Genomic DNA, 18151 nt, shown 5'->3' on the forward strand with positions numbered 1-18151 from the left:
CTGTGGATGCCACGACGTACAAGAGCACCGTCCTCATTCCACTCCGCCGGGTCCATCTCACCGATCTCACGAATGGGATCGCGGAACTGAACAACGGCGCCGATTTCCCGGACAAACTCGACCTGGCGCTGGTGTACGCCATCGAACCGGGGATGAACGACGCACAGATCGCGGCACGGATTCGCGATGTCCGGCTGTGGTGGAACGCCAATATGCAGCGGAGCAATCTCAAAGAGGTCGCCAAATTCTGTAGCAATCTCGATGGTTTGCTCACCCGGAAGCATCGCGATCTGACGAGCGCGGGCTTCTGGAGCCGGTGGCGCGAACAGCGAACGAATCGGTCCAAGTCGGCGCTGGCGGCCGTCGGCAAGATGCTGGAGAACCAGTACCGCGACTTCGGCGTGGTCACGCTCGCCCAGGTGAAGGCGGCCGCGGCCACCGACGGTTTGCTGAGCACGCTGTCGGATGACGAGCTCACCGCATCCGTCGAATCGTCGGTCGCCTTGCACCTGGTCGACAAATTCGAGGAGCCGGAGTGCCGACTGCCCGATCCTGTTCGCCGGGAATGGGTTACGACCGTCAACCTCCGGACGGTGCTGGATGCGATCTTCCTGGAGAAGCCGCCGTCGGGCTTCCGGCTGATCGGCGGATTCGTCTGTCAGGGAGTTCGTCCGCCCGATGCCGTGGCGCTCCGGCAAGCCTTGGATGCGTGCGATAAGCGGGCCGGCAGTGAGATCGAGCCGGTCAAGAAACTGCTGCACGCATTGCGTGACGCGCAGGCGAAGGGACTGGATCCGGCGCAACTCGCGCTGGTGCAGTTGATCGAGGTCGCCCGGGACATCCTGCAGGGTGGCATTGTGGCACTTGCCATTCAGGCCCTGGTCGACAAGGGACTCGACCGTATCGATGCCGCCCGGGTCGTGTTGCATTGTGTCGACGCCGCGGCCACTCGGACCAGCCGCGATACCCCCGAGCGGGTGATCGAACTGGTCACCGAGGGGAAGCTGCGTGGCGCGCGGGCACTGTACTCGGCGCTGTCGAATATCGACGCGCACGCCGATACCGAGGCCATGAACCAGGCCCTGAGCACGCTGACCCGGACCGAACAGCAAGTCGCACAGCTGCGTTCGCGGGCCGAGCAGGCACTGGGCGAGGGCCGGATCACCGTGGCCGCCGAAGTGCTCGGACAGGCGGCCGCGCTTGCCGAGGACGACGAATCGCTGGCCCGGCTCGTCGCGTCACTGCCGCCCGCGCCACCGAGCTCGCTGGGTCTCACCGCCGTCTTTCCCCCCGAGGCAGCGGCGAACGGCGTTCGCCTCTTCTGGCCGAAAAGCTCTGGGGCGGACGACACTACGACGTACGAGGTGGTGCGCAAATCGGGTTCGGCGCCCCTCGACATCCGCGATGGCGTCACGATCGCCTCCACCTCCTCGACCGAGGCGCTCGATTCCGGCGCTCCGGTGGCCGAACCCCTGTGGTACGCGGTGGCCGCGCGCCGGGGCGGTGAGGCTTCACCGGTGACCGTCGCCGAAATCGTGCTGCTGCCACCGGTACACGATGTCGTGGTCACCACCGAACCGACCAGGATTGCCCTGCAATGGGTCGCGCCGGTGGGTGCGGCGCGGACCTCGGTGGTCCGGACCGATCCCGATGGCACCCGGCGCAGTCTGTCGCCGCGCGCGTCGAATTCCCTTCGCGCAGAGGGACTCCGGACATCGGAGACCTATGTCTTCGACCTGACCGCCGAGTACGTCGGTGCCGCCGGTGAGGTACTGACCGCGACACCGTGCCGGGTGCGCGCGATTCCACGCCGCAAGGCCGGGCCGATGCTGGAGCTCGGGGTACGCCCCGTCCGGATTGTCGATACGCAGGCGGAGGTGGTCGCCGAGTGGAAGGCGCCACCGGGCACCGATATCGAGATCTGGCGGTTCCAGACCGCACCGGGCTGGAGTCTCGGCAGCACGGTCGAGTACTCCGCGCTGGCCGCCGCCGACGGCACGCGGCTCCCGGGCGCGCTGGATCGGGCGGGCGATACGGCCCGCCTCACCGCCACCGTGCCCACCGGCCTGTCGCACTATGTCGCGATCACACCGGACCAGCCCGCCGCGATTGTGGGAAAGGCTGTGTCCCTGGCGATTTGCGAGCCGGTGGCCGATCCACGGGCCGAACGATTCGGCGATCAGGTGGTGATCAGCTGGAAGTGGCCGCGTGACGACTATCGCGTCGAAGCGGTCTGGTCGTCCGGCGAGTACGGCGGCAGTGCCCGCACGAGCCGGCCGGAGTACATCCGCAATGGCGGGATGCGCCTGTCCGTCGGCCCGGGTGCCGCGCAGATCCGGCTGTCGAGCATTGTCGAATCCGCCGAGGGGCGATGGTCGTCGCCGGAGGTGGTGCTGCGACTGGATGGGGCGGCGCTCAGTGCCCGGTACCGGATGCTGTGGCCCAAGCCGTTGTTCGGCCGCGGGCCGTTGCAGATCGAGTTCACCGCCGATACCGCGACGCGCGGCACGGTCGTGGTCGTGCATGCCCAGAGCGGCGCCTATCTCCCGCAACGTCGCATCGACAGCTATGTGGTGCAACGTATTCCGCTCGACATTCCCGCGGACGGGCCGCAGCTCGTCCCGGTGCCGATCCCGAAAATGCCGAAACCGTATTGGGTGCGGTGCTTCGCCGAATCGCCGGAGACCCTCACCCTCACCGATCCGCCGTCCGACACTCTGAGAGGCCGCTGATGGTGCTCGCGCATATCACCGGGAAAGCCGCATGCCCGTACTGCTATCACCGAATCACCTTGAACAGCATCATGTTCCGATGCAGTGGACGCCCCGCCCCGGGGAAGGACGCCTGCCCGCGCGAAGTCGATCCGGAGCGGGTGCGCCAGCTGCATGACGCGACGCCGGTGCTGCCCTCCTTTGTCTCCCCGCACAAGCTGTTCCGCTCCGGTCAACGCGCCCAATGCCCGGAGTGCGCGGGAGAGGCCGGGACCCGTGTGTGTCCCGCGTGCCGCTCGGTGCTCCCCTCGGCCTTCGGTTCGGGCAGCCCGATGTTCGGCATGGTGGGCACCCCGTCGGCGGGTAAGACCGTCTACCTCACCGTGCTGGTCAGTGAACTGCAGGAACCGACTCGGCGCCGATTCGGCGCGGCCACCTTCTTCGTGGGCGAATCCCCGATGATCAACGATGTCCGCGCGTGGCGGCAGGGCATGGATGAAGGGCGGTTGCCCGCGCTCACCCAGCGAGCGTCGACGTCGGCGGCACGGATGCCGGTGGTCATCGACTGGCAGCAGGAACGCCGCAACAGGATCGGCATCAACCGGGTGGCCTCGACGGCACTGTCGTTCTACGACACCGCGGGGGAGGACCTCGAAACCGCCAGCAGGGCAACGGATCAGCGGTATCTTGCCGCCGCCGACGGTTTGATCGTGGTGCTGGACCCGTTCCAGATCGCGGGCAATGCCAAACGCGGCGAGGCCCGGGGCGTCTCCGAGCGTTACCACCCCGATCACCCGGTCCAGGTGCTCTCGAACGTCACCGAGATGCTGCGGTCGGTCGATGGAGTCCGGCGGAACCGGAAGATCACCCGGCCGCTCGCGGTCGCGGTGACGAAGATCGACGCCTTCTACGATCAGATCCCGCCGGACAGTCCTATCCGCCGGCCGTCCCCTGCCGCACCGCATTTCGACGACGGCGACTCCCTCGATATTCATCAGCATGTCGCCGGGCTCATCAATGAATGGGGTGGTGACGACGTGCTCCGGCATCTCGAGTTGAACTACCGGACCTACCGGCTCTTCGCGGTTTCGGCGCTCGGTGCGGAGCCGGAGTATCGGACCGGTCGCACCGATATTCGCGGAGTGCGCCCGCACCGGGTGAGTGAACCGCTGCTGTGGCTCATGGCCAATCACGGGATAGTCGATTCCGGCAGGGGGCAGTAGGCCATGGGGTTCAGTTCACTGCTGTACACCGAATGCCGCCCCGATCGGTCGGTGCATGGCCGGGAAGGCATGCAGTTCCAGGCCGAAAGTCCCGGTGCCACAGCCGAAATGGAGCAGGCCATCGTCGCGCACCTGCTGCATCGGCCCAGTCAGAAGTTGATGGCCGCGGACACTCCGGTCGACGCGCACCCGTTGTCCTTCTCCTACTATCGCGCTCGCGGCCATTACTACCTGGGGGTGGGGCGCTATATCGGGCGGGACAGTCGAGGCCGGGAGGGCAATCAGCTGACCCATTGCCTGGTGACCGATGATCCCGACGATATTCGGCCGGCCCGGCCGGCTCAGCTGTTCCGATCCGGCGTCTGGCTGACCGTTCCGTCCGATTCGATTCGGTTGGAGACCGTGGCCGCGCCATTGCGGGTCGCGGACGCGTACCAGCCCACCGCATTGCACACCATGGCGTGCGCGCAGCCGGGGATCGAGAATTTCCTGCCGAAACTGCTGACCGCCTTCGAGGAGGCGGTCGGCGCGCAACGGAAGAAGCTGGTGGTCTCGGCCACCGATGTGGATCAGGCGATTCGGTGGATCGCGCTGGGTGGTCTGTTCCTCAACCCGGCCGACGTGCTGGATATGTCCTTTCGTGTCTTCACCGAATCGCCTCTCGCGGACGATCTTTCGATCGCGGTGTTCAATCCCGCGCTGATCCGGTCGGCGCCGGCGATCGAGGCCCTGCCGGCCGCTCTCAATGGGATCGATCTGGATTCGTACCGGACCTCGGCCATCACACCGTCGGAATCGGCGGCCACGTATGCGCGGTGGTTTCTCGAGCACGACGCCTTCGACGCGCTCGAGGCGATCGAGTTGGGTCGTCGCTGGCAGCCACATCTGGCTTCCCCAGCGGTCGCGACCGCCATGACCGGGATTGTCTGTCTCGATCTTCCCGCCGGGCGCGAAACCGATGCCGGGGCGATTGCGGAGGCACTCGCCGCCATCTCGGAGCACGAACCCGACGATATGGACGAGTATGGCGGCGTACTGGCCGAGGCGCTGCTGACGATCCGCCCGTCGGCCACAGACGACCCGGCCGCAGTGCACCGCGCGGTGCTGGCGCTGCGCCGCAACCGCCATCACGATGCCGCGGAATCGCTGACCCTGGCGTTGCTGGAGGGCACGCGGTTGTATCCGGATACCTATGGTGTGCGCTGGTCCGAGGCGATTCGCACGCCCGATACCGGCGAGCCCGCCCGCGCCAGGTGGTCGAGCGCCGAAACGCAGCATCGCGCCGTGCAGCTGCTGTCGGAAACGCTTGCGGCCGCCCAGGATTCGTCGCTCGGCCCGCTGTTCACCATCATTCCGGTGCTCGGTCTCGGTATCCGCTGGGTGTCGGTACAGGCCGCGGGGGAGCGGCTGGCCGACTATTGGGCCGTCCATCCGGAGGCGGTGTCCGGCGGGGCTCGCACGGCGTTCTATCCCGAGCTGGAGGCGTTGCTCTGGCAGGCGTTGGAGTCGCGAATCCTGGATCGGGACGAGACCGTGCGCCGGGCGATGATGTCCGGGCGCTGGGATTGGTTGCGGGCCCATACCGGTCGATACGGTTCGTCTTCGGCGGTTGCCGTGGCGCTCACCGCCAGTGCGGTGGCTTCGGCTCCGCACCCCGAGCGCCTGGTCATTCTGCGGGAGTATTTGGATACCGCTACCGCACCGCACTGGTCCCTGTTCTTCGAGGCCGGCCGGCCCGTCGATCCGGACCTGCTCGGCGTGTGGGTCTCGGCGGACCCGGCGGCCCTGCATGATCGTCCCTTCGCCGATCTGGTGGCGGTGGCGATCGACAGGGAGCTCTCCGGTGGCGCTCGCACGCTGCTCGATCGCCTGGCACGGCTGCACAACCTGCCGCCGGAGCTCGCCGATATCTCCGCGAAAGCTCTTCGGGCGCAAGAGATTCTGAAGGCGCTCCGGGACGGATATTCCGACATTCCCAACCCGTTGATAGACGACTTGGCAACCATCGATGTGCGCTTCCAGAACTATTACGCGGCGAACATCGCCGAATATCTGATACTGCAGAGCGATCAGGTCGGGGTGAGCCGATATTTGAGCGCGACCCGCTCCTATCAGGTGCGGCAGTACTTCTACGGGCACACCATCGCGCATCTACAGAATGACATGCCGGGTTTCGCCCACCAGTTGCTCTACGTCTGCCGCTCGAAGGATACTGCCGCCCCCATGCGGAACGAGGTCGAGGGCGCGTTCGCGGACTGGATTCGCAAGAGCGGCAACAAGAAACGCGCGCTGGAAGCAGGCCGGCACCTCGATCGGCACCATCAGGTGATGTGGAACGCGCTCATCGAAGACGTCTCCGCGGAGCGGGTGGCGCATCGGCCGCAACCTCGAAAACTCCCGTCCATCCCCAAATTTCGGAAGGGCAGTCGATGATATTGGCGGACGGCGGCGAGGCGGTCGGCGCCGTCTTCTTAGGCGCCATCGCGATCACGGTGACCGTTGTGGTGGTATGGGTGATCCTGGCGGCAATGCTCCATGCCTTCTCCTACCTGGTGCTCATCTACTACCCGTTGAGTATCGCGGTCGGCATACTGACCGGAATCGGTTGCGCCGCAGTGGTTGTCGTAGGCGACCTGCTCACGGCGGGGGAGCGCACCGCACGGACCCTCACGCCCGCCCATATTGCCGACGACGGGTTCTTCGGCCGCCCGCCGCGGGGTCCGTCGCGCTACTTCGGGTGGGATCGGGCCTGGCCGCGGTATCTACCGTTCCAAGCCCGACGGGACATAGTGGATGCGGCTCGCGCCGCCGCGAGATTCCTGCTGGGCCATTCGCGTCGCGTGCTGTCCGAATGCGATGAGCTCGTGCCATTTCTGCTTTATCTGGTCTTCGGTCTGGTGCCGCACGTTGTATTCGCCCTCGCGTTCACCGCCTTCGCGGCGTTCGTGCTGATGGTGTGCACGGCCCTGGTTCTGCTGGGCTGGTTGCTGCAGTTCATCGCGATTGTGCTTCTCCGCGTGGCGGATTCGGTGATCAGTCGGGTATTCCGGCTGTCGACGCGGTGCGTCAAATGCTATGAGGTGACACGGTTGCCGAGCTATCGGTGCACCGGTTGTTCGATTGTGCACCGCGATCTGCGGCCGAGCCGGCTCGGCGTGCTGTGGCACCGCTGTGAATGCTCGGCGGTGCTGCCCACCATGGTGACCCGGGCCTCCGGCTGGGCGCTCCGGAAGAACATTGTCTGTCCGGCGTGCGATCACGGCATGCCGGAGGGAACCGGCAGCAGGCAGACGATCCAGGTACCGACCTTCGGGGCGGTGGGTGCGGGCAAGACGCGGCTGCTCTTCGCCGCGGCGGTCGGGTTGTGCGAGGTGGTGTCGACCGATAGCACCCGAATCGAACCGCTCGACGACTATTCGGCCGCGGAGCTCGAACGGGCCGGGCATGTCATCGCCGCGCGCCAGCGGACCGTCAAGACCGCACACGGCCCCACACCGGAAGCCCTGGCCATCCTGGTCGCTCCCGAGAATCGCCGGCCCTTCGAATTGCACCTGCTCGATGCGGCGGGGGAACACTTCTCGATGACGGACGGCGCCGAGTCGCTGCACTATCTGCACTCGGCCGAGACGCTGCTCCTGGTTGTCGATCCGTTCTCCACGGAGGAATTGCGGGCCGCGATCCCGGACCCGGCGGCGGTGGGACTTGTTGTCGGGGACAGTAATCCGGAGGATTCGTACTCGATCACCATCGAACTGCTCCGGGCGGCGGGTCTGAAGACGAAAAGGCGCGCGCTCGGCATTGTGGTGTCGAAGGTCGACGATCTGCGCAGGCTGGGTGTCGACGGCGGCCTCGACCCCGGTGATCAGGATTCCATCGTGCGGTGGCTGGTCGATCGGGGGCTGGACAATCTGGTGACCCGAGCCCGCCAGGATTTCAAGCGCGTGCGCTATTTCCCGGTCGACTCGATGGGGCAGTCCATCACCGATCCCTGTCATCCGATCCACACGTTGAATTGGCTCACCCAGCAGGTGGGGGTAACCCTCATTCCCGCTCCTGCCGTGCGGGCCGTCTTTCCGGTGAAACCCGTTCCGGTCGAAGGGGCATCCTCGTGAATCCCGCTCTCCCAAGGACTTTCAATCTGCTGCGCCGTGCGCTCGCCGGGGCGATCGTGTCTGCGCTGACGGTGCTGGTGCTGCTGACTGCCTGGACCTACGCGGGTGGAGGCTGGGCGGCGGAGCAATACGACGCGGTGCGCACCCTGCACGAGTGGCAGTACACGATCTCGCACCTGGTGCCGTTCCCGTGGGAGTAACGGTCTCGCTGTTCACCTTTCGTCCTCGAACTTCAGAACGGACAGTGCTGGATGATCGCCATAGGCATCGATCTGGGAACCACGTTCTCCGTGGTCGCGCGATTCGACGGTACCGAAGCGCCCCGGGTGATCGCGGCGCCCGACGGCCGGGCGATCACGCCGTCGGTCGTCTACTTCGACAATCAGCACATCGTGGTCGGTGCGGACGCGGTCCGGCTCGGCCTCGACGAGCCGGACCGGGTCGTGCGCGGTATCAAACGCCAGATGGGCACTCGGTTCGCGCTGGCGTTCGATGGCAACGAGTACACGCCCGAAACCGTGTCCGCGCTGATCCTGAAAGCGTTGGTGGACAATGCCGCCGCGACGCTCGGCTGCGCGCCGGGGGACTTCGCGGCCGTGGTCACCGTCCCCGCGTATTTCGGCGTGACCGAACGTGAGGCGACCGCGCAGGCGGTGCGGCTGGCCGGGCTCGAACTACTGGATCTGGTCGCCGAGCCGGTGGCCGCGGCGGCCTGCTACGGGGCGACCCGGGCCGCGGCGGGCGCCGTGCTCGTCTTCGATCTGGGTGGCGGGACATTCGACACCACGGTGCTGCGGATGTCGGCCGGTGGCCCGGAAGTCGTTGTGACCGACGGTGACTCGCACTTGGGCGGGCTGGATTGGAACGACCGGCTCTGCGACATCCTGTTGCGGAAATTCGAAGGCTCGGTGGACCCTGAGATCGCCGCCACCGCGGACGACGACACCGCCTTCCTGGAGCATGTCGGCGCGGCGGCCGACAAGGCCAAAATCGCGCTGACAGCACGGGATTCGGTTCCGGTGACCCTCGAGTACGACGGTGGGCGCTCGGTTGTGCACCTCACCCGTAAGGAGTTCGAGGAGGCGTCGGCCCATCTGGTGAGCAATTGCGTGACCGTCGCCGATCGCGCGCTCGCCGCCGCCCGCGCCCGGGGCGCCGACCGACTCGAACGAATCCTGTTGGTGGGAGGCGCGACTCGAATGCCGACGATCCGCGCGGCGCTCGAAGGGCATTTCGGTGTCGAGGTCACCATGTTCGAGCCCGACCTGGCGGTGGCGAAAGGCGCGGCGATGCACGCGCACAGCCTCGTGTCGAAGACCCGGCCGTCGCTGCCGGGCGGCGCGACCGGCCGGCGGATGCTCGCCGCTCCCGTGCGCACCGTACTACCCCGCGCTCTGGGAATTCTCATCCACGACAGCAGGGATCGGTCCGGTGACAGCCGCATCGTGAACCATGTCGTCGAGGCGAATACGGCGTTGCCGGTAAAGGGAGCGCGGGCGCGGTTCGCGACGATCCTCGACGGCCAGGACAAGATCCGCGTGGAGGTCTACGAACAGGCCGGTGCCATCGCCTCCCCGGACCTGCGGCACAACCGGCGGGTGCTGGACGGAGAACTGGTGGACGTGCCGCATCTGCCCGCCGGATCACCCATCGACATCGAGTTCGATATCGGCGCGGACGGCCGAATCAGTTGCACGGCAACCGAACCGAAGAGCGGCCGCCTTCTCCTACTGGAGTCCTATATGGAAGGCGTCATCGACGCCGAGGACTCCGAACGCCAGCAGACCCTGCTCGCCGGTCTGCGGATTCACCTGTAGTGCTCATCAGAAGGGTGTCGAAGTGAATACGTGGATACGACGCGATTTCGAATCCGCCGGATTGACGCAGTATCCGGTCGGTCCGTATCTGGGTGCGATTCAGCAGAATTTCGGTGGCGTGGTCCTGCTCTGCCTCGATGTCAGTGGTTCGATGTTCGGTCAGCCGCTCGAGCATGCGGTGTGCGGTGCCAAGAAGTTCGCGGAGGAGGCGGTTGCCGCGTATTACGAAGTCGGAGTGACACTCTGGCACCACTCGATCGCGGCGCGTATCGACCCGACGCGTGAATTGTCACCGGTCTTCCGGCTGCTGGACAGTGCGGTCGCTTCTGGCGGCAACGATATAAATCCCACCCTCGACGCCGCCCACGACCTGCTCCGTGACCGCGGCGACCGCCTCGACCGCGTCGTCGTCATCTTCGGTGACGGCGACCTGGGCAATCCCGCCCGCGCCGCGGCCAAAGCCAAGATCATGCGCGCCGAGAACATCCGCATTCTCACCCTCGGCCTGGGCGACGCGGCTGCCAATGCGCTGGACAAGATTTCGACCGAGACCAACGAACGCCCCCGCACCGCGACCCCGGGCACCCTCGACACCGATATCGCCGGCCTGGCCAACGGATTACACCGCCGCTGAGAAAGCGTCGGCAGGCCGATGTCACTGCTGCGGTAGTGGGCCGGGAGTTCCCCTGTGTCGCAGCCTGTTGGCGTCGATTTCGAGCACTACGACTCCCTGTTCCGAGACGATGGCGAGGGTGTTGTCGCGGGAGGCGATTCCGAGGATCGGTGCGTCGAGGTGGATCGGCATGGGGTCGGCGGGGTCCAGTGGGCGCAGTTCGAGGATATCGTCGCGGGCGGCGAGTAGGCCCAGTCCTGGGTGGACGGACAGGGCGCTGACGTCGGTAACGCCCGATACGGTGTCTATGGGGTGGGGGCGTACGAAGCGGCGGAGTCGCCCGCGCAACAAGTTTCGTACGGACCAGACGCTGATGTCACCAGTCAGGTGTGCGATGTACAGCTGTGCCCGGCCGTTCGCGGTGCCCAGCGCCAGATGGGTGATGCCGTCCTGGGTTTGAACCGTGTCGATCACCGTGCCGGTGCGCAGGTCCAAGGTCCGGATCGTGCTGCCGAGATGTGCGGCCACGAAGAGGATCGGCCGGCCCTCGATCACTTCCGCGGCAACCAGGAATCGATGGCCTCGGCCGTCATCGGGGAGATCGGTGAGGGCGGGACGCAGGGCTTCGCCGGTCATGAGATCGGTGATCAGTAGCTCGCGGTCGTGCGCGGTGATTACGGCGATACGTTCGTCGACGCGCACCACGCCGGTCGGCCCGACCACGTTGTTGACTTTTCTCCATAGCTCCGACTCCGGTGCGATCGGTGTCATCGAGTCGCTGTACCAGACCTGAATACCGAGATAGCCGCCTGCCACCAGGATCTCCCGCCCGTCGACGGTCACGGTCCGCAGCAAGGTGCGCCCGCCGCGCAGCGCGGTCGGTACCCCGGTGACCGAGCCGTCGCGCAGATCCCGGCACACCACCTTGCGTGATCCGGCCGCGATGATCACCGTAGGTTTGCCCGCGTATCCGGCTATGGTGACCGAGGTGGGGTTCACCGGCTCGGTCTTGGTAAGGGACAGACCGGATTTCGCGTCGATGAGTTCGAGTTCACCGTCTTGCCCGCCGATCAGCAGGGCGGGCCCCGCCGGTCGATCCACCACGGCGGCGGCTATCTGATTCGGCCACCCGAGCTGAGCTACGGCCACGGGCGGGTCGTTCGCGCCGAGATCTGTTCGCAGGTCGCGCAGCCATACTTCGCCGTGATCGCCCCCGACGAGCAGGGCCGGGCCGTGCTCGGTGTGCTCCAGCCGCACCAGCCGAGTGCGGTCGGGAATATGTTGTGCGGGTGGGGATTCCGTGCCCGTCTGCGCGTCGAATGCGCGGAGTTCGAGGCAGCTGTTCGCGGTGCCGGGCTGCCCGCCCGCGAACACGTACGGCCGATCGTCGACCAGGCCCGTGCCCAGCATCAGCCATCCGTCGAATTCGCTTGGACCGGTATAGTTCTCGATCTCGCCGGTGACGAGATCGACGATGCACGCCGAATCCTTGGCGGTAATGAGGGCGTACGGGTGTGCCTCGCGTGCGAACACCCGCAGTTGCCGGACCGTGCTGCCGCCCGGAGCTTCCGCGGCCGGGCCGAGCGGCTCCCGGGTCGAAACCCGCCAGCCCCGTACAGTGCCGGTATTGTCCATTGCCGCCATGACGACCTCGCTCCCGATCACCCGGCAATCGAGTCCGGCGATGGCATGTTCGAGCCAGATACTCGAACTGCCCGGCGGCGCATCGGGTTCGACGAACATCAGGTAGCCGTCGACATCGCCCGCCACGATCACCACGCCGTCATCGCATCGGGTGGCCGCCAGCGCCGTGACGATGCGCCGCAACGGATACATCTCTTCCAGTCCGGGTGCGCCGAGGCGCCCGCCGCGATCGAGATTCCATGTTCTGATGGTCAGATCCTTGCTGGCGGTGACCCCGATCATCCGCCGCTCATCGCGGACGAAGCAGACGGCGGTGATCGCGTTGGTGTGCCCGACGAGCGGGGCCTCGGGCGTGCGAATCTCGCTCACATCCCATACCCGAGTGGTGAAGTCCGCGCCGGAAGTCACTGCCATCAGCCGCTTTCCGACCCGTCCGAGTGCGAGGGTGTTCACCCGGTCCGTATGGCCGACGAAGGCCTCGCCGATGGGTTCGCCCCGGTACAGATCCCAGACGATGACCCGGCGATCGTGTCCGGTGGAGACGACAATGGGCATACCCGCGAGCCGGTCCACGCACACCGCGCTGACCTGCTGCGAATGACCGGTCAAGGTGGCGACGCGGACGTCGGCAGTCACGTCGATCAGGTGGATGTCGCCGCCGAGACCGCCGGCGAGCACCTGCAATTCGTCCGGTGCGCCATCGCGGCGCGGGTTGTCCAGCACCGCGAGACATATCGCCGAATCCGCATGCTGGCCGGTGGTGTGCAGCAGTGTGTTCGCGGACAGGTCGTAGACGCGAATCCGGCTGTCGTCGCAGGCGGTCACCAGCAGTGGTCGGCCGGACCGTTCGACCACTGTCATCGCGTTGGCTCCTCCGGTGGCATCCGGGAGTTCGGCGACCTGCTGTCCGGTCTCGACGTCCCGCACCCATATCGCGGCGTGCCAGGCCGCGGTGATCACCAGCAGCCTGCCGTTCACCTCGGCCAGCGTCATCGTGCGCACCCGGTGCGAGAATCCTTCGCTGCCCGGATCGTCCGGCGGCGGACCCACCCAGCCGCCGGTGCCGTCCTTGTCGATGCGCCACACCTCGGTGCCGCCGTTCTCGAACCCCACACCGATGTGCAGGTCGCCGTTCACCCGAAGGGAACAGGCGGAGCTGATCACCGAGCCCTCCTTGACCACCCAGAACAGGTGCCGCCCGCTGCGGCGGCCGGTCACCAGGTTGATCGCTTCCGCACCGGCGCTGTTGACCAGGACGATGTGTGGTGTGCCGTCGAATTCCGCGATGGTGAGGTGAACCTGCGCCGAGGCGGAGATGATCCGGGCGGGGCGTTGCAGGTTCCACCACGTCCAGTTGCATTGCCAGACAGAGGAATCCAGGCCGGACCCGAGTAGCCGGTGGAGTTCGTCGGCCGGTACGCCCGCGCGCAGACCGTCGAAGTAGCGGTAGGCGCCGGCATCGGATTCCGGGCGTTCTGCCCGGCCGCCGCCGGTGAGCAGGTATGAGCGCGCGATGGACAGCAGCCGGTCGAGGTCCGGATGGTCCGGCGCAGCGCGATCGAGCACGATGAACATGCGATGGATCTGCTCGTCACCGAGTAGGGAATCGTCGGCTGTGCCGCGGTCACGCCACAGCAGATGCTTTTCGACGATGGCCAGTAATTCGTCGGTGCCGCCCCAGATCCGCGCGACGAGATGTTCTCCGAGCCGGTCCGGTTCCAAAGGCGCCCAACTGGTTTCGTGGCCGGGATACAGCTCGCCCAGCCATTTCACCACCCGGCGGTGTTCGTCGAGGCTCTCCTTGGCGAATACTCGCAGGGACGCGACCAGGCAGGTGGCTTGGGCCTCGTTCTCCGCGCCGAAGAGGGTCAGCGCGGCCACCGCTTCGGCCTGCGTCTGTGCGGTGTACCGCATGCCGTGCGCGGCGGCGGTGCGGTCCCAATACTTGGATTCGTGGTGTAGCAGCACATCTTCCGCTGTTTCCGATGCGCCGATGGTGAACGGTTCGGGCCCGGCCTGCAGCAGATCGGCGAGCGCCTGTTCGAACAGGCTCAGGGCGTGGCGGTAGCGAGCCTTACCGAGCGCGTGCAGGGGCCGGACGCGGCGCGCGATGCGCGGCCAGTCGACCTCCTGATACCCGGTCATCGACCGCAGTCGAGCAGCCAAGGCGGAGACCGCGTTTCGGTACAGTTCGGGTCGGATGTCACCGGACTTCGCCAGCGGGCGCAACTCCATTTCGCGGGCCGGTACCCGGTCGTCGCCGGTCACCGCCGACCACCAGGTCCCGGGTGAGCGGGCCACCAGCAGGACTCGGACCGGTGTGGATTGCCCGGAATCGCGATTCGCCATGACCTGCAACAGTTTCCGGACGGGGTCGTCATCGTCGGCGGATCGCCGCCAGGCCTCGGCGTAGTCGATCATGATGAGAACGGGTGCGTTTGCCTGGGTGACCGCCTGCTCCACCAGGGTGTCGGCCAGCGCGGATCGTAGATCGCGGAGATCGGCGCGCGCCACGCCGCATGCCCACCCGCGAGCCCGGAGGCGGTCTACCCATTCGAGCGCGAGCCTGGTCTTGCCTTGTCCGCCGGGTCCGTGGATCAGCATGACGCCGGTGTCCGCGTCACCACACCACTCCTCGAGCTGCCACAATTCCGTTGTGCGGCCGTAGAATTCGACTGCCTTGATTTCGGCGCGCAGCAGCTGTGCGGGTGAGGTGGGCCGCGGCGGCTGATGTCCGCGGTCGAGTATCGACAATTCGATCGCGTCCACCGCGGGCGTGGGAGCATCGTCGCCCAGTAGTGCCCTGGTGAATTCCGGGTCCCGCAGCAGACGCTGCATCGGCTCGAAGGTCAGTCGCCCGTGCGCCCACGCCGCCGGATCCTCGATGACCACGCCGACCAGTAGCGGTCCGGACCACACTGCGGCACCGGACATTCCGGCCCATGGCACTCTGCTCGACCCGGCGGGAGCACCGCCTTCGACCTCCACCTGCAGCCGGTGCAGCCGTGCGTCGCCGCCGAGCTTGATGCGGCCTTCGAACGGTTCTATCCCGCGCGCCTCACCGCGCCGTTGTGCGCGCGGAAAGCCCTGTGCCCGGGCGGCGATCGTGCCGGTGCGGGTAATGGCCCGGCCGTAGCGTACGGGCGCGGCCGTGCGCATCCACTCCGGTAATCCTTTGTCCCGCAGGCGAAGTACGGCGGCGTCGACGCTGCCGTTAGCACCGTCCGAGGCCCAGATCACGGTCGCGGCCCACTCCTGCTCGCCCGAGACCGACCGCACCGAGAACCGTTCACCCTCGGCGACCACATGCCCGGCGGTCAGGACGGTGCCGGGGCCGACCAGATAGCCGGAACCGTGCTCCAGCACATCGGCGCCATGCGCGAGGACCTCCACCACCCGCTGCTGGACCAGTGTCACCGTCCTACCGCCTTATCGGACCTGCGGGGCAGGCGTCGCGTCGGTTATCGCCCGCATCCATCATGTGCCTCGGTGCCGCCGCGGCGATGTGGGCCGAACGCACTACAGCGCGTGCCCGCCGGTCGGTGCCACGATCGTCCGGAGAAACCTTCTCTCGGACAGGGGAACTGCCATGAGTCAATGTGAGAAATGCTACAAGCACCTCAATGATTGCCAGGGGTGTAAGGGTCGCGGCGGGGGCAGCGGGCTGGGTGGACTGGCGAAGCTGCAATGCAGCGCCTGCCGGAACACGGGTCTGGTGTGCAATACCCACGGTGGACACTGGAAGAAGTAGGCGAGTCCGATTGTCAACGGGCGCGCACATTATGACTGGTCGAGGCGCGTACACGGTGACCGTGCCGTTCGCGGCATTGAGTGAACTCATCCTGGCCGTCCACGAGGTCGCCGCGCGCCCGGCGATCTTCCCGGAACAGCGGTGGCGGTACGGCAATATCGTCGGCATCGGTCAGGCGCGAGTCCGCGATCTCGGCATCCGGACCGCCTGCGACAAACATGATGTGCGCGCGCCGATTGCGGCGCTGACCGTCGTCACCCATCGACGCATCGCGGTGGATGTCGTCTTCAAGCGGGACGGTGCTCAGGCGTGCGCGTTGTTCCTGTGCGCGACCCTGCGAACGACGAACCTCACACCGCATGAGAATTCCTGGGCGGAATTCCTGGCCGCGAACACCTCCGGAGCGCTCGCGGCCGCGAATGTGGCGGCGAGACTGCACTATCGGAGCATTGTTGAATAACCGACCAGTCTCATAATTCGTCGATATCGATGATTTCATCCTGCAATGCTCGCGCCACCAGTGCGGCCTTCGTCGGCGCCGGTCGGCCCACCGCGGTGTACTTCTCGCGGATCCGCGACAGATGCGTATTCACCGTGCCCAGTGAAATGTAAAGACGGCGGCCGACTTCCATCTTCGAGTCGCAGTCGAACCACGCCAGCAACACCTCGATTTCGCGTCGGCTGAGCGCTGGTCTTTCCGGCTGACTTCGCATGTCACCGGCGAATCCCGCTGCCATTTTCATCGAGCTCGTCCCTTCGTCGCGGCCACCCGAGTTACTCACTCGCACATGGGTATTCCCTATGTAATCGCTAGTCGGCTGTCAGGTCACTGCCGCCCGCCGTACCATTCGGACTCAGCTGAGACGGTTTCGTCTCACGTCACGGAGTAACAGTGCCCGGGTGATACCGGATCAACTCAGCGACAGTCCCCGTCGCCGAGCGGGGAGGGCGCCGACGGCAAGGAGTTTCCGATTACCATCGATAACGGGGCCGCCACCGATCTCGTACAAACCGGTTTGCACTTATTGATCGAACGACCCGAGAAACTCCTCGATGGCGGACTACGCAGTGAGGACGTCATTCATTTGGCCGGATCGTCGCATGCCACCTTCTATCGGAAGTTTGCCTCCAAGTCGCGCTACCTCGACGAGGTACTGCGGGAACTGGTCGATACGGTGGCCCTGCTACCCGCCGATATCCGTCCGCAGGTGCGCGCCGAACTCGATACCGTCGGCGGCGATTGCCGACGCGCGGTGCGGGCGATGGTCCGCGCGCACTTCGACCGGATCTTCAACGCGCAGACCGGCACCCGCCGACTGCTGGCCACCGCCCTCGGCCCCACCAACTCGCAGGCCCTGCGCGTCCTGCGCGCCGGCTACAGCCACACCGATGCGCTGATCCTGCAACTGTTCGAGGTGCTGTTCGCCCACACCGGCGCCACCTTCCGGAAACCGTTGAACTCCAAGAGTTTCTCCGTCGTCCTGACCGCGATGCTGGACGGCTTCATCATCCGGCACCGGGCCGAACCGCAGGTTGTGACCGCGGACCTGGTCGCGGATTCCATTCTGGCGGTGCTGAATGTGGCGGTGGACAATACCCAGCGCCACGGTCATATCGACGATGCGCTGACCGCTATCGGCGGGCGGCCGGGGCGGTCGGAGCAGTTGCCGCCCGAACCGCGGGTCGCGCTGATCGCCGCGGGCCGTAGCGAATTCACCAAACGCGGTTACTTCATGGCCTCCATCGACACCATCGCCGCGGAGGCGCGGGTGCCGCCGGATGCCGCGCTGCGGATCTTCCCGACCAAGGTCCATCTCATCGTCGGTGGACTGAAGTCCGGCTACGAGGCGCTGCGCCAGGGTGTCGCCGATGATCTGTCGCTCGATCAGGACGTGGCTTCCGTTGTCCGGAACCATTTCCTGCGGGTCGCGCGGCTGGTGGTCGCCGAGCGGGCCTTCATGGACGCGCTGATCGCCGCGGTCGCGCACGATACCTATGCCGAACCGGACAGCCTGATCTCGATCAAACGGGAACTGAACTTCCCCGGTCTGCTGGCGCCGGTGATCGAGCGCGGTCAGCGGAATGGGGCCTTCTCCGACGGTGAGCCCGCCGCGGAGTTGGCCGCGCTGCTGACCGACACCCTGTTGCTGCGCTGCTTCACCCGGCGCGGCAACAGTCCCGAGCAGAACGCGGACTTCGTCTTCGCATTGGTGCTCAACGGTTTACGCGCCGCCAAGCGATCCGCGTCGGATTAGGGGTGGCCGACCCTCGATCGGCCAC

General features: G+C 66.4%; 11 protein-coding genes. 9 read left to right on the top strand and 2 right to left on the bottom strand.

The window, feature by feature from the left end; translation table 11 throughout:
* Positions 1 to 2 precede the first annotated feature (2 nt).
* From GFY24_RS30315 to GFY24_RS30345, 7 genes are read left to right on the top strand one after another with little or no spacing between them, the layout of a single operon-like run.
* A complete protein-coding gene (locus GFY24_RS30315) occupies positions 3 to 2732 on the top strand; it encodes a hypothetical protein (protein WP_153808537.1) in 2730 nt (909 codons plus the stop codon).
* Positions 2732 to 3934, top strand: coding sequence for a hypothetical protein (locus GFY24_RS30320; RefSeq protein WP_153808538.1), 1203 nt, complete (start codon positions 2732 to 2734; stop codon positions 3932 to 3934). The genes GFY24_RS30315 and GFY24_RS30320 overlap by 1 nt, the downstream gene beginning before the upstream one ends.
* A 3-nt stretch (positions 3935 to 3937) precedes the next feature.
* A complete protein-coding gene (locus tag GFY24_RS30325; RefSeq protein ID WP_153808539.1) occupies positions 3938 to 6367 on the top strand; it encodes a hypothetical protein in 2430 nt (809 codons plus the stop codon).
* Positions 6364 to 8046: a hypothetical protein gene (locus GFY24_RS30330; protein WP_153808540.1), complete on the top strand. Its 1683-nt coding sequence runs from the start codon at positions 6364 to 6366 to the stop codon at positions 8044 to 8046. The genes GFY24_RS30325 and GFY24_RS30330 overlap by 4 nt, the downstream gene beginning before the upstream one ends.
* Complete coding sequence (locus tag GFY24_RS30335) at positions 8043 to 8246, top strand: hypothetical protein (protein ID WP_153808541.1); 204 nt, start codon at positions 8043 to 8045, stop codon at positions 8244 to 8246. Before GFY24_RS30330 ends, GFY24_RS30335 begins: the two co-directional genes overlap by 4 nt.
* A gap of 51 nt (positions 8247 to 8297) precedes the next feature.
* Positions 8298 to 9863: an Hsp70 family protein gene (locus GFY24_RS30340; protein ID WP_153808542.1), complete on the top strand. Its 1566-nt coding sequence runs from the start codon at positions 8298 to 8300 to the stop codon at positions 9861 to 9863.
* Positions 9864 to 9885: 22 nt separating this feature from the next.
* Positions 9886 to 10497: a VWA domain-containing protein gene (locus GFY24_RS30345; protein WP_153808543.1), complete on the top strand. Its 612-nt coding sequence runs from the start codon at positions 9886 to 9888 to the stop codon at positions 10495 to 10497.
* A 21-nt stretch (positions 10498 to 10518) separates the two neighbouring features.
* Here GFY24_RS30345 and GFY24_RS30350 read toward each other — a convergent pair whose 3' ends face one another.
* The gene (locus GFY24_RS30350; protein ID WP_153808544.1) at positions 10519 to 15537 is read right to left on the bottom strand and encodes a trypsin-like peptidase domain-containing protein; all 5019 of its coding nucleotides are present in this window, start codon (positions 15535 to 15537) and stop codon (positions 10519 to 10521) included.
* A gap of 389 nt (positions 15538 to 15926) precedes the next feature.
* On the opposite strand from GFY24_RS30350, the gene GFY24_RS30355 reads away from it, so the two are divergent.
* Positions 15927 to 16331, top strand: coding sequence for a hypothetical protein (locus GFY24_RS30355; RefSeq protein ID WP_153808545.1), 405 nt, complete (start codon positions 15927 to 15929; stop codon positions 16329 to 16331).
* A 10-nt stretch (positions 16332 to 16341) separates the two neighbouring features.
* Here GFY24_RS30355 and GFY24_RS30360 read toward each other — a convergent pair whose 3' ends face one another.
* Entirely contained in the window at positions 16342 to 16614 is a 273-nt protein-coding gene (locus GFY24_RS30360; protein ID WP_228566786.1) for a LuxR C-terminal-related transcriptional regulator, read from the bottom strand.
* Between the two features lie 282 nt (positions 16615 to 16896).
* On the opposite strand from GFY24_RS30360, the gene GFY24_RS30365 reads away from it, so the two are divergent.
* Positions 16897 to 18126 carry a TetR/AcrR family transcriptional regulator gene (locus tag GFY24_RS30365; RefSeq protein WP_228566787.1) on the top strand — a complete coding sequence of 410 codons (1230 nt, stop codon included), beginning with the start codon at positions 16897 to 16899 and terminating at the stop codon, positions 18124 to 18126.
* Positions 18127 to 18151 lie beyond the last annotated feature (25 nt).

This window comes from Nocardia sp. SYP-A9097, from assembly GCF_009649815.1.
Taxonomy (GTDB): Bacteria; Actinomycetota; Actinomycetes; order Mycobacteriales; family Mycobacteriaceae; genus Nocardia.

What these genes read in the sequence shown, in the direction of transcription:
- GFY24_RS30325 (WP_153808539.1), top strand. Translation starts at nt 3,938, where the DNA reads ATGGGGTTCAGTTCACTGCTGTACACCGAATGCCGCCCCGATCGGTCG.
- GFY24_RS30320 (WP_153808538.1), top strand. Translation starts at nt 2,732, where the DNA reads ATGGTGCTCGCGCATATCACCGGGAAAGCCGCATGCCCGTACTGCTAT.
- GFY24_RS30330 (WP_153808540.1), top strand. Translation starts at nt 6,364, where the DNA reads ATGATATTGGCGGACGGCGGCGAGGCGGTCGGCGCCGTCTTCTTAGGC.
- GFY24_RS30340 (WP_153808542.1), top strand. Translation starts at nt 8,298, where the DNA reads ATGATCGCCATAGGCATCGATCTGGGAACCACGTTCTCCGTGGTCGCG.
- GFY24_RS30360 (WP_228566786.1), bottom strand. Translation starts at nt 16,614, where the DNA reads ATGAAAATGGCAGCGGGATTCGCCGGTGACATGCGAAGTCAGCCGGAA.